The organism is Dehalococcoidia bacterium (assembly GCA_022449765.1).
Taxonomy (GTDB): Bacteria; Chloroflexota; Dehalococcoidia; order Lucifugimonadales; family Australimonadaceae; genus UBA2963.
The window spans coordinates 1-11,507 of record JAKUPZ010000022.1; the positions used below are offsets into that span (position 1 = coordinate 1).

The window sequence follows — 11,507 nt, forward strand, 5'->3', positions numbered from 1 at the left end:
CTGCCTTATCTTGGTACCCATTATCTATTTCTAGAGCGAGTATGTTCCGTAGCGCCTTAACTCTCGCCAATCCCTGATCACGATTTGTCATTAGTCGTTATCTAGACATCCTTATATCGATTGCACAATCCCATTATCTGAGCCAGCTTGGATCGCATCGACCAATTTGTGATGCTGCACTGCATCCTCGAAATTCGGGTGGAATTCAGTGTTATTCAAGATAGCTTCCGCATAGGCAGCCCAAAGTTTTCCTATATTAACAGGAGCACCACTTAAGTTAGCGGCTGTAATCCATTCATCCTGCGGAGCCATTACTTCTCGAAGTTCAGTATCGCCGCTCGTCGCGATGCGTAATATCCCTGATCCTGAATGCGTGGAACCTGGAGCATCCAACGTGATCGTTCCCTTGCTTCCGTGAATCTGAAGATGATGCCCTGTTCCAAGAGCAGCGACCGAAGCGATGTGAGCGGAATAAACGGCACCATTTTGTAAAAACCCGTTCACCAGGATTGTGTCAGGCGAATCTACATCAAATGCTTCCTGCGTATCAGATGCTGTCCATTGCTTCGTCTGAGTGCTAACTACTGAAGATGCTGTTTTCATAGGGCCAACCATTGAAATTAAACCATCAATAGCATGTCCAAATGTAATGCTAAGCGTATTGGCTCGAGCTTCTTTATCTCTCATCCATATACGATCCGAAGGTCGAGATGACGCGCCTGTTGCACACTGGATTAAATTCACAGATAGGAGATCGCCAATAGCCCCTGAGTCTATTACCCGACGTATTTCCAAATATTCAGCTGATCTTCGTGATTGCAAGCCAATACAGGTACGTATACCAGCCGCATGAGCCAGATCTGTCATTTCCTGTGCCTGCGCAGTTGTTGTTCCCAAAGGCCATTCTGTATAAACATGTTTGCCTGCAGCAATAATGTCTTTCGTAAGCTCATAATGCAGCGGTAACTTCACTGAAACCGCTGCGACGTCGACCTCCGGATTAGCTAATAGATCATGGTGATTGTCGTAGGCATAACGTGCACCAAATTTTGTAGCCGCCTCCTGAGCAGACTCCATCCTTGTGGTTGAAACTGCAACTAATTCAACTCCAGGAATTCCGGCAGCAAATGCGGGCATATGCGCACGTCCAGCCCAACCTGCAATGTTTCCCCCTATTATCCCTACCTTCACTACATCATTCATTAAACCCCCCTTACGACTATACGCAGTAATACTACATCCATTCGTCTCCATCTAGACATGACTCGTTGACCAAGTACAAATGCATGCCTAGACTGACCATATTGGTTTCAAACCTAAGAGGTATCACTATGAAAATAGGGTTTATCGGCCTTGGAAATATGGGTGGCCCAATGGCACTTAATTTAATCAAGGCAGGACACTCGCTCACTGTCCATGACATCAATCCAGAATCAGCAACAGCGCACCGAGAAATGGGTGCATCATGGGCAGAGTCGCCAATGGAGCTAGCTTCTCAGACGGAAGTAATCTTCACTTCCCTACCAGGTCCCAAAGAAATTGAAGCAGTCGCCACTGGACCAGAAGGTATCCTGCAAGGAATCCACGAAGGCGCCATTTACATAGATTCGTCTACGAATTCCCCTTCCGTTGTACGCAGGATTGCAAAAAAAATACATGAGTCAGGTGCCGAAATGCTCGATGCACCAGTTAGTGGAGGGCCGGTAGGTGCAGAGGCTGGAACCCTTGCAATCATGGTCGGTGGCAATGAGTCTATTTTCGAAAGAGTTAAACCTATTCTTGAAGTAATAGGAAGTGGCGTTACCTATGTAGGCGATATCGGTTCCGGAACAATTGCAAAGCTGGTACATAACGCAACTTCTTTTGCAGCGCGAATAGCAGTGCAAGAAGGAATGGTACTGGCTGTAAAGGCCGGGGTTTCACCAAGCAATATGCTTAAGGTCCTTCGAGAAGCAGCTTTTGGTAAGCAAGTACTCCTAACACACCACATTCCAGAATTAGTATTCAAAGGAGACTTCGACAATGTTCGCTTTGCATTGGGACTTTCGCATAAGGACGTTAGCTTAGCCCTGGAACTTGCAGAAGAAATGGATGCCCCGCTGGAAATGGCCGAAAAAGCAAAATTAGTTATTGAAGAAGGAATGTCCAGAGGCTGGGGAGCCAAAGATAATCTCTCAACATTCATGCTTGCAGAAGAACGTGCAGGAATAGAGGTCCGTGAATGAATGATTTGGTAACACTAACAGCCCGGGAAGCTATTCAAAAACTCAAGCAAAAAGAAGTATCTCCTCTGGAGATGATTGACGCTGCTCTTGAAAGGATTGCTGAAACAAATGGGTCAGTAAATGCATTGCCAACACTCGCAATTGAACGAGCAAAGACCCATGCAAAAGCCCTCATGGAATCTGGTGTCCCTGGTGACATTCCTCCTGGCTATCTCTACGGTCTCCCAATCGCAGTCAAAGATCTTAAAGACGTCAAAGGAGTTCTATCCACCAAGGGTTCACCTATTTACGCCAATCACATACCTGATCAATCTGATTACTTAGTCGAAAATATCGAAGCCAAGGGTGGGATTGTCTTAGCGAAATCCAATACCCCTGAATTTGGTGCAGGAGCTAACACTTTTAATGAAGTTTTTGGCAAAACGCGCAACCCCTGGGACACGCGCAAAACTTGCGGTGGCTCCTCTGGAGGAGCAGCCGTTTCATTAGCCACAGGACAAGTATGGCTTGCTACTGGCAGTGACTTAGGTGGAAGTTTGCGTATCCCGGCAAGCTTTTGCTCGGTAGTGGGACTCCGACCAACACCCGGCCGTGTACCTCACGGACCAAAAGATCTCCCCTTCGCAAGCCTTTCAGTTGAAGGACCTATGGGCAGAACAGTCGGAGACGTAGCGCTCTTCCTTGACACACAGGCAGGTCAGAATCCTATTGATCCTATTAGCTTTGCTGCTCCTGATATTCCTTACATTAAAGCGGCCGATAATCCTATTGCCCCTGCAAAAATAGGGTACTCACATGATTTAGGCATTGCACCAGTAGATCAGGAAGTACGAGATATATGCGCCAGCTCTATGCGAATTTTTGAATCTGCAGGCTCTGTAATCTCTGAAGCACATCCAGATTTAAGTGACGCAGAAGACATTTTCCAAACATTAAGAGCAGCCCAGTTTGCAGCCAGCTACAAGAAGCACCTGGACAATAATCGAGAACTCCTAAAGCCTGAGGTTATCTGGAACATCGAAAAAGGCTTGGACCTATCTGCGGAGGAAATTAATGAAGCTGAACTAGGACGCGGAGCTATGTACCTCAGGACCCTGGATTTCTTCAAGCAATATGACTTACTTGCCTGCCCCGCAGTTGTAGTACCTCCGTTTGATGTGGATCAGCGATACGTCACTGAGGCAGGAGGGCAGACATTTGATACTTATGTTAGCTGGCTCGTTATGTCCTTTGCATTGACGCTCACTGCATGTCCTTCAATCTCTGTACCCTGCGGGTTTACTTCAGAAGGACTGCCCGTGGGATTACAATTAATGGCTCCTCGGGGTGACGAGGCACTTCTACTTTCGGCGGCTTCTTTTTTTGAGCAGGCATACGGGCAAAATAAACATATCCCGATTGACCCAATTGTGAGGCATTAACATGTGGCGGATTTTGATTCTCGGTGGAATAGCATGGATTACCGTAACTATCTGGGTAGGTATCATCCTCCTGGGGTGGGCTGATAATGTCGCAGATGAAGGTCTGATATCCGATCCTCAGCGACTTCAAACAATAGTCGCAGTTGTTTCGATTGGCATATTCGGATTACCAGGACTCGCCTTAATTATTGCAGGATGGCAACGTAGAGCTTAAGGAGGAATCATGGGGCTATTAGAAATTCAAGGAGTCACGCACTGGTCAATTCCGGTGGATAACTTAGATGAAGCAGAGGAATTCTACGGTGGGATTTTAGGGCTCAAATCTGAGGGGCGCTTGGGGAATAACACTATGTCCTGTTACAGCACAGACGGAAATAATATTTTGCTCTGTGCACAAAAATCTCCTGCTGGAGGATCTCCTCCAGGAGTACATCACAGTTTTACAGTAACTCCTGAGATCCTCGATCAGGCATGCAAGGTTTTTAAGGAAAAAGGCGTCAAAATCGACAGCCTCGTTTATCGAGCTAAGGGACATTTTACAGGGCGTGAACTCTATTTCTTTGACCCCAGTGGAAACCGTCTTGAACTCCGCGATCCTACTTGGCATGAAGGCATGCCTGAACCTGATTTAGAGGAACTCTCCGCGTTATAATTTCCTGTTGTACAATTGGATATCCACGGAGGGATGGCAGAGTGGACGATTGCGTTGGTCTTGAAAACCAATATAGGGGCAACTCTATCAAGGGTTCGAATCCCTTTCCCTCCGCCACTCAATTTTTAAACTGGGGGTACTCATGCTTTCAGTAGAATCTAATCAAGCACTTACACAGGTAGGTCCAGGTACACCCATGGGTGATCTGATGCGTCGTTACTGGCAACCTGTCATGCTCTCACGCGAAGTCGAAAACCCTGATGGAGACCCCATCAGGATCCGTATTCTTGGGGAAGACCTAGTAGCCTTTCGCGACACAAAGGGAAGGGTTGGACTTATCTCGGAATGGTGTCCTCATCGCCTAACATCTCTTTTTCTAGGTCGCAATGAAGATAATGGAATCCGATGTGTCTACCATGGATGGAAATTCGATGTCTCCGGTGCATGTGTGGACATGCCTAATGAACCTCCCGAATTCGACTTTAAACGCAAAGTAAAACTCACCTCTTACCCCACAACTGAATTAGGTGGAGTCATATGGGCTTATATGGGTCCTTCGGATTGCGTACCTCCGTTGCCAAAATTTGAATTTACTACGCAACCTGATTCCCATCGAGGCGTCTCAAAAGTGATCCAGGATTGCAATTGGCTCCAAGCGTTAGAAGGTGGGATCGACAGTGTCCATTCATCATTTCTACACCGGAAAATAGGCACTGGTGGAGGAAAAGGTGCAGGCCTTGGCGGATACAGAGCTACTGCGCCTTCTGGGAAATTAGATGTCGAGCTAACTGACTACGGCTATCGCTATACCAACACTCGAAAAATCCCTGATAAAGACCTCACGTTCGTTCGTGGCTATTGTTTCGTTATGCCTCACGTGCAGATTCGTGCAAATCAGCTTGATGGGGATGGTATGGGTGCAAAATTTAAAATTGCCGGGCATCACTGGGTTCCAATTGATGACGAAACCACCATGGTCTGGAATTGGCTCTACAGCCTTGATAAGCCTCTAACTCAAGACGAAAAAGAAGAAGTTGTTTATGGAAACGGGCCAGGGGAAGTAGATCAACAAACATTTCTCGCTCGTGGAAATAGACGCAATGACTGGCTCATCGACAGAGAAAAACAACGTACTCAAAATTTTACTGGCATTGATTATGTAAATGCACAAGACAGAGCAGTACAGGAAGCAATGGGTCCCATCGTCAACCGTTCAAAGGAGCATTTGGGGCAAACCGATAAAGCGATCATTACAACTCGTCGTCTATTACTTCAGGCAATTGAAACCATTAAAGACGGTGGCACACCTCCGGGTGTCGGAGAATCGTATTACAACGCAAGGGCGATTGAAGATATGGTCCCTCAGTCTGAAAAAGGGCTCGATGCGCTCGCCGCAAGAATGCGTTCTGAAGAATTCTCATTGCCTGTAAGGAATTAAAAATGATTAAAACTGCATATATCGAATCAGTTGAATCTTTTATCGAAGTCATTGAGCAAATAAAACAAGACCAATGGGACTCTAATGCTCTCGATCAATGGAGTTTTCGGGATCTTGTGGGGCATACCGGTCGTTCCATCAAGTTAGTTAAAGAATTCGGGTCTCAACGAAGCGAATCCTTAGACGTTCAATCTGCAGCACTTCATTACCAAATTTCCTTAAGCCCAGAAGGAGCAAATCAACGTGTCGCTGCAGGTGGTGTAGATGCTGGAAATGCACTCGGGGATGATCCTGTTAACCATTTAAAGGAAGCATGGATAGCCACACAGGAAACCGTTCATTCCACTACTGAAGATACTGTAATTTCGTACGTAAATGGTGGGATAAAATTTGGAGATTACCTTCGAACGAGGATCTTGGAATTAGTCGTTCATTCAATCGATCTTGCGCAGGCTATGGGAATAAATTACGAACCCCCTAAAGAAGCTATGAGGGAGGCTCTATACCTGCTAGCAGACCTAGCGGTAGATACTCCTTATGCAAGTAAGTTAGCTCTAATCTCTACAGGGCGAGAAATTAGCGATACACCTTTTAACGTAATCGGTTAGACGCTTTAGGCAAACGCCGGGATAACTTCTTCTCCGAAGAGCTTGATAGAATCTTCCACCATCGGATGAGGCATTTTGCCTATATGAAATTTCGCAGCAAAGTGATCGTAACCAATTTTCTCACGGCCCTCTGCAATTTGTTTTATGACCGTCTCAGGAGACCCTACAAGAGCCAATCCGTTTTCAAGCCAAAAGTCATAGGATTTTGCACATTCCCGAAAGATTCGACCTCGCTCCTGGATATCTTCGGTTTGTTCCGAACCCGTGCCACGGGGGCTGGACCCAAAGCCCAATCTTGATGACGCAACCAATTCTCTTCCTAAAGAATTGGCTTCCATCAAATATTCCCTAGCCTGCTCATGCGCTTTTTTATCAGTCTCTGCCACATGAACTACTCTCATCAAAAATTGCCGAGGCATTGGACCTTTATGTCCGTAACCCGACCATAAATCTCGCCATTCAGCAAATTTTTTGATCATCGATTCATCGGTATCAATATTTTGAGCCATGTCGTACCCGCGCTTTGCGGCGAACTCAATTGCCCGTGAGGAATGCACCGCTGCCCAGATGGGGGGATGTGGCTTCTGGTAAGGAGAAGGCTGCACGATTGCCTCATCAATTTGCCAAAATTTACCCTCATAGGTGACGGTTCCGTCGCCTTTCCAGGCAAGCTCAATAATATCCAGGGCTTCCTCGCCCATTTCCTGCCTGTCGTAAAAATTCATGCCCCATCGCATAAATTCATGCTCGTGAACTCCAATCCCCGTACCGAATTCAGCCCGACCATGTGAGAGGTGATCAAGCATAGCCACATCCTGAGCAAGCCTAATGGGGTGATGAAACGGCAGTTGCCAGATCATTGTGCCTAAGCGTATTTGCTCCGTATGCCTTGCTAATGCTGTTAAAAATATCTGCGGAGAGGTGACTGCCCCAACATAGGAACCTTGATGCTCTAGCGACCAGTAATACCCAAAGCCCGCCTTCTCCATCAACTGGCCCTGACGAATATGGGTTTCATACACATCTGAGGCTGATTGAGCACTCAAGACTTCGTACGTTTGCATCTGATCCCAAACGCCAAACTCTAATTGGGCCATCACACACCTCCGTTGTAGCTAGCTTCTTCGGTCACGAAGCACTGTCCATACATCTTCAGGAGACAGGTTAGCATCTGCCAAGAGCACCAAAAGGTGGTACATAAGATCTGCCGCCTCATTGGGCAAATTATCAATATCATTAGTCGCTGCAGCCAATGCAACTTCAGAGCCTTCTTCAGCAACTTTTTGTGCTATACGTGCAGTTCCTTGCTCAAATAGCTGGGTAGTATAGCTTTCAGCTGGCAATGATTTTTTTCGGCTTTGAATAGTGTGAAAAAGTTCTGCAATAATGCCAGGACCCTGATTAGCCCTCTCAAATACAACTGATTGATCTATCTCAGTGAAAAAGCAAGATTGCTCTCCCGTGTGACATGCGGGACCATCAGGCTTCACTTTGAACAACAAAACGTCGCCATCACAATCAACCTGCATGGAGGAAACATGGAGAAATGATCCTGAGGTCTCCCCTTTGTGCCAGATCTCCTTGCGAGAGCGACTGTAAAAGTGCATTTCTCCAGACTCAATAGTTTTAGACAAGGACTCTGGATTCATATACGCAACCATCAAAACCTCACCTGTCTGATCGTCTTGGCAGATTGCCGTGACCAGGTCCTGTTGGTCCAATAAAATTTTTGCACCTTCCTTATTATTCATACTATTCTCCATTCAGCAGGATAGGTAATTCAGACAAAGAAGTAATTGTGTAATCAGGTTCCAGCATTTCTCCTGAGTCAGGTGGAGGGGTTCTCCCTGGCGTTTCCTGGTCCCTCTTTATCAGTATCGAAGTCATCCCCACCAATTTGGATCCATGGGCATCATCATAAACGGAATCGCCAATATAAATCATTCTTGAAACACCAATACCTGTCTTTCCCTCGAATCGTGTAAATATTCTAGGATCAGGCTTATATGCTTCCATGCTTTCAGATGACTCAATGAACTTGAAATCCCAGTTGTTATATTTTATCGAACCGTGAAGAAAACGATCATCTGCATTGGAAAGAACCGCAAGGTCATGCTTTAGGCTTAGGCTCTTCAACACGGCATCTGAATCTTGAAAAGGCTCTTGATCAGTAAGTCGTTCGATCGAATAATCTGCCGCCGCATCAGCATCGCCCGAGATCGACATTGCCTTGAAAGTCTCCACAAATGCGTCACGCCATGCTTCCCAGTATGTTCGAAACACTGGGCTTTGCTCGGGGTTTCTCATGTTTGTTCTCGTTTTTCGGAAATTTACTTCATGCCGTGAAAATTCTACCCAGAAATCCATCCCGTCAACAGGCAAATTCTGCTTAATCGCAATATTGCTAAGTGTCTGTTGCCATTCACTTGCTTCGTTTTTAACAAGCGTGCCGAAAAAATCAAACACGATTAATTGGAATTCATTTCGATTTAACATATTAATTAGTAATTACTCTTGCTGGTACGTTATTTTCTAGGAATAGTTTTTTCACAGATTCAATAGAATATTCTCCATAATGGAAAATTGATGCTGCTAGAACAGCATCGGCATGCCCTTCAGTGATCGCCTCAAGCAAATGGTGTGCGTTCCCAGCGCCTCCACTGGCTATAACTGGAATCGAAACCGAATCAGAAACCTTACGTGTAAGAGCAAGATCGAATCCATTTTTCTGGCCATCCTCATCCATACTGGTTAGCAATATCTCGCCCGCACCAAGACTGGACATATATTGAGCCCACTTTAAAACATCAATTCCGGTAGGGGTTCTCCCGCCGTTTATGTAAACTTCCCATTCAGAATTTTTTTCGAGAACTAGATCGGCGTCGATACCGTTACCATCACGTTGAGATAAATTTTCACCAGTTTTCGCGTCTTCTCGGTCGCATCTGCGAGCATCAATTGCGATAACCATGCATTGATTGCCAAAAGCGGAAGCCGCTTGCTTGAACGAGTCAGGATTAAGTACGGCTGCGCTGTTCATAGAAACTTTGTCAGCCCCTGCATTCAATAATTTACGAACATCATTAGGGGAGCGAACTCCTCCTCCTACAGTAAGAGGGATAAATACCTGTTCTGACACTTTCTGAACAACATCAATGATCGTGTCACGTTTATCAGCGCTGGCTGTTATATCAAGAAAAACGAGTTCATCCGCGCCTTCTCGATCATAAAACCTTGCAAGCTCTACGGGATCACCAGCGTCGCGTAAATTAACAAAGGAGGTACCTTTGACCACGCGGCCACCTGTTACATCTAGGCAGGGGATTATTCTTTTCGTAAGCATAACAAAAGGATAACTGATCTTAGCCAGTAATCATTGCTTTTACCGTGGAGCCAATCTCCGCAGGAGTGGCAATCACATGACATCCAGCATCTTTAAGAGCCTGCATTTTTTCAGAGGCCAGCGCGGCTTTTCCTGTAATAACAGCACCTGCGTGTCCCATTCGTCGCCCCGCGGGAGCAGTCTGACCAACAATCAAGGATGCAACAGGCTTTTTAATGTTTTGCTTAATAAATGCAGCAGCTTCCTGTTCCTTAGTCCCACCAATCTCCCCAATCATTACAATTGCCTCGGTCTCCGGGTCTTGATTAAACATATCAAGGACATCCAAGAATGTGGTTCCTGAAACAGGATCTCCTCCAATCCCGACGCATGTAGATTGGCCTATCCCTAACTTTGTTAATTGATCAACCGCCTCATAGGTAAGCGTACCGCTTCGAGATACTACCCCTACCTTTCCCGCCATATGTATATTCCCGGGCATAATTCCAATTTTTGTACCTGTCCCAGGAGTAATTAATCCAGGACAATTAGGTCCTAAAAGCCTTGTATTTTTATCTTTTAGATACCGCATAACCATTGTTGAATCTTTAACGGGAACGCCTTCCGTTATACATACGACTAAAGGTAGTTCAGCATCCGCTGCTTCCAAAATTGCATCGGATGCAAATGGAGGAGGTACGAAAATAAGAGCCACGTTTGCACCGGTTTCATCTACTGCATCTTGCACGCTGTTGAAAACAGGTACTGAGTCCATAAATTTTTCGCCACCTTTACCAGGGGTAACACCTGCTACCAAATTTGTGCCATAGCTCATGCATCGTTCAGCGTGAAAGCTCCCTTCACGTCCAGTAATGCCTTGAACTAAAAGTCTCGTGTTTTGATCTACTAAAATACTCATAATTTCACCACTAACCTTTAATTGCCGCGGCAGCCTCTTCAAGAGTGTCTACCATGGTTGCTGAAAGAGTTGAATCACTCAGAATTTGCTTTCCCTCATCTACATTGGTGCCAAGCATTCTTACTACCAGTGGAGGTTGCCTGTCAGCCTTACTGTAAGCATCGACAATTCCGCGTGCAGCGATATCGCAGCGCAGGATCCCACCAAATATATTAACTAGAACTTTTTCTACATTCTGATCAGACAGCATTAGTAATATTGCATGGCTAATTTTCTCTTCAGCTGCACCTCCACCGACGTCGAGAAAGTTAGCAGGCTCTGCTCCAGCGAATTTCACGGTATCCATTGTGGCCATTGCTAGGCCTGCACCATTAACCATGCATCCCACATTGCCATCAAGCTTTACATAAGCAATTCCTGCCTCTGAGGCTTCAACTTCTAACGGTTCTTCTTGCGAAGTATCTCGAAGTTCAGACTCAGATTTATGGCGAAAAAGCGAATCATCATCAATACTTACTTTTGCATCTAATGCAAGTAATTTTTCATCACCTGTTAATACAAGCGGATTGATTTCTATCATGCTGCAATCAAGATCCATGTATGCCTGATAGCAAGCATCGACTAGCGATGAAAATGGCCTCACCTGTGCAGCAGGTAAGTTTAATTGGTTAGCTAAGCGACGACCTTGAAACGGTTGAAATCCTACGGCAGGGTCCACAGGTTCTGTGAAAACCTCTTCGGGGTTGTTTTGCGCGACTTCTTCAATTTCCATGCCTCCAGCAGCAGAGGCTATGATTACAGGAAGCCTGCGCCCTCCATCTGTTGTAATGCTTAGATAGAGCTCTCTGGCAATTTCCATGGTCTGTTCTATAAGAACTTTGTGGATAGGGGCACCTTGCGGTCCTGTCTGAAAGGTTACTAA

At 45.8% G+C, this 11,507-nt stretch carries 13 protein-coding genes and 1 tRNA gene; 7 read left to right on the forward strand and 7 right to left on the reverse strand.

Annotated elements, in window-relative coordinates:
* Positions 1 to 111 precede the first annotated feature (111 nt).
* Positions 112 to 1,203: a Gfo/Idh/MocA family oxidoreductase gene (locus MK127_07925; GenBank protein MCH2532718.1), complete on the reverse strand. Its 1,092-nt coding sequence runs from the start codon at positions 1,201 to 1,203 to the stop codon at positions 112 to 114.
* 128 nt (positions 1,204 to 1,331) lie between these two features.
* On the opposite strand from MK127_07925, the gene MK127_07930 reads away from it, so the two are divergent.
* The 7 genes from MK127_07930 to MK127_07960 all read left to right on the forward strand — a co-directional run bounded on the left by MK127_07930 (position 1,332) and on the right by MK127_07960 (position 6,344).
* A complete protein-coding gene (locus MK127_07930; GenBank protein ID MCH2532719.1) occupies positions 1,332 to 2,225 on the forward strand; it encodes an NAD(P)-dependent oxidoreductase in 894 nt (297 codons plus the stop codon).
* Positions 2,222 to 3,646: an amidase family protein gene (locus tag MK127_07935; GenBank protein ID MCH2532720.1), complete on the forward strand. Its 1,425-nt coding sequence runs from the start codon at positions 2,222 to 2,224 to the stop codon at positions 3,644 to 3,646. The genes MK127_07930 and MK127_07935 overlap by 4 nt, the downstream gene beginning before the upstream one ends.
* 1 nt (position 3,647) lies before the next feature.
* The gene (locus tag MK127_07940; protein ID MCH2532721.1) at positions 3,648 to 3,860 is read left to right on the forward strand and encodes a hypothetical protein; all 213 of its coding nucleotides are present in this window, start codon (positions 3,648 to 3,650) and stop codon (positions 3,858 to 3,860) included.
* Between the two features lie 9 nt (positions 3,861 to 3,869).
* Entirely contained in the window at positions 3,870 to 4,298 is a 429-nt protein-coding gene (locus MK127_07945; GenBank protein ID MCH2532722.1) for a VOC family protein, read from the forward strand.
* 27 nt (positions 4,299 to 4,325) lie between these two features.
* Positions 4,326 to 4,415: transfer RNA gene (locus MK127_07950), tRNA-Ser, on the forward strand.
* A gap of 25 nt (positions 4,416 to 4,440) precedes the next feature.
* A complete protein-coding gene (locus tag MK127_07955; protein MCH2532723.1) occupies positions 4,441 to 5,736 on the forward strand; it encodes a Rieske 2Fe-2S domain-containing protein in 1,296 nt (431 codons plus the stop codon).
* Between the two features lie 2 nt (positions 5,737 to 5,738).
* The gene (locus MK127_07960; protein MCH2532724.1) at positions 5,739 to 6,344 is read left to right on the forward strand and encodes a maleylpyruvate isomerase N-terminal domain-containing protein; all 606 of its coding nucleotides are present in this window, start codon (positions 5,739 to 5,741) and stop codon (positions 6,342 to 6,344) included.
* A gap of 5 nt (positions 6,345 to 6,349) precedes the next feature.
* On the opposite strand, the gene MK127_07965 is transcribed toward MK127_07960, so the two are convergent.
* The 6 genes from MK127_07965 to sucC form a co-directional block, all read right to left on the reverse strand.
* Entirely contained in the window at positions 6,350 to 7,441 is a 1,092-nt protein-coding gene (locus MK127_07965; protein MCH2532725.1) for an LLM class flavin-dependent oxidoreductase, read from the reverse strand.
* A gap of 18 nt (positions 7,442 to 7,459) precedes the next feature.
* The gene (gene hisIE, locus MK127_07970) at positions 7,460 to 8,095 is read right to left on the reverse strand and encodes a bifunctional phosphoribosyl-AMP cyclohydrolase/phosphoribosyl-ATP diphosphatase HisIE (GenBank protein MCH2532726.1); all 636 of its coding nucleotides are present in this window, start codon (positions 8,093 to 8,095) and stop codon (positions 7,460 to 7,462) included.
* A gap of 1 nt (position 8,096) precedes the next feature.
* Positions 8,097 to 8,840, reverse strand: a complete 744-nt coding sequence (locus MK127_07975; protein ID MCH2532727.1) for an HAD family hydrolase — start codon at positions 8,838 to 8,840, stop codon at positions 8,097 to 8,099.
* A 1-nt stretch (position 8,841) separates the two neighbouring features.
* Positions 8,842 to 9,687, reverse strand: a complete 846-nt coding sequence (gene hisF, locus MK127_07980) for an imidazole glycerol phosphate synthase subunit HisF (GenBank protein ID MCH2532728.1) — start codon at positions 9,685 to 9,687, stop codon at positions 8,842 to 8,844.
* 19 nt (positions 9,688 to 9,706) lie between these two features.
* Positions 9,707 to 10,585 carry a succinate--CoA ligase subunit alpha gene (gene sucD / locus MK127_07985; GenBank protein ID MCH2532729.1) on the reverse strand — a complete coding sequence of 293 codons (879 nt, stop codon included), beginning with the start codon at positions 10,583 to 10,585 and terminating at the stop codon, positions 9,707 to 9,709.
* 10 nt (positions 10,586 to 10,595) lie between these two features.
* Positions 10,596 to 11,507 (reverse strand): ADP-forming succinate--CoA ligase subunit beta (gene sucC / locus MK127_07990; protein ID MCH2532730.1); only part of this gene is annotated, 912 nt, incomplete at its 5' end.

Coding starts and splice junctions, on each gene's coding strand:
- MK127_07940 (MCH2532721.1), top strand. CDS start 3,648: ATGTGGCGGATTTTGATTCTCGGTGGAATAGCATGGATTACCGTAACT.
- MK127_07925 (MCH2532718.1), bottom strand. CDS start 1,203: ATGAATGATGTAGTGAAGGTAGGGATAATAGGGGGAAACATTGCAGGT.
- MK127_07945 (MCH2532722.1), top strand. CDS start 3,870: ATGGGGCTATTAGAAATTCAAGGAGTCACGCACTGGTCAATTCCGGTG.
- MK127_07955 (MCH2532723.1), top strand. CDS start 4,441: ATGCTTTCAGTAGAATCTAATCAAGCACTTACACAGGTAGGTCCAGGT.
- MK127_07935 (MCH2532720.1), top strand. CDS start 2,222: ATGAATGATTTGGTAACACTAACAGCCCGGGAAGCTATTCAAAAACTC.
- MK127_07960 (MCH2532724.1), top strand. CDS start 5,739: ATGATTAAAACTGCATATATCGAATCAGTTGAATCTTTTATCGAAGTC.
- hisIE (MCH2532726.1), bottom strand. CDS start 8,095: ATGAATAATAAGGAAGGTGCAAAAATTTTATTGGACCAACAGGACCTG.
- MK127_07975 (MCH2532727.1), bottom strand. CDS start 8,840: ATGTTAAATCGAAATGAATTCCAATTAATCGTGTTTGATTTTTTCGGC.
- sucD (MCH2532729.1), bottom strand. CDS start 10,585: ATGAGTATTTTAGTAGATCAAAACACGAGACTTTTAGTTCAAGGCATT.
- hisF (MCH2532728.1), bottom strand. CDS start 9,687: ATGCTTACGAAAAGAATAATCCCCTGCCTAGATGTAACAGGTGGCCGC.
- MK127_07965 (MCH2532725.1), bottom strand. CDS start 7,441: ATGGCCCAATTAGAGTTTGGCGTTTGGGATCAGATGCAAACGTACGAA.
- MK127_07930 (MCH2532719.1), top strand. CDS start 1,332: ATGAAAATAGGGTTTATCGGCCTTGGAAATATGGGTGGCCCAATGGCA.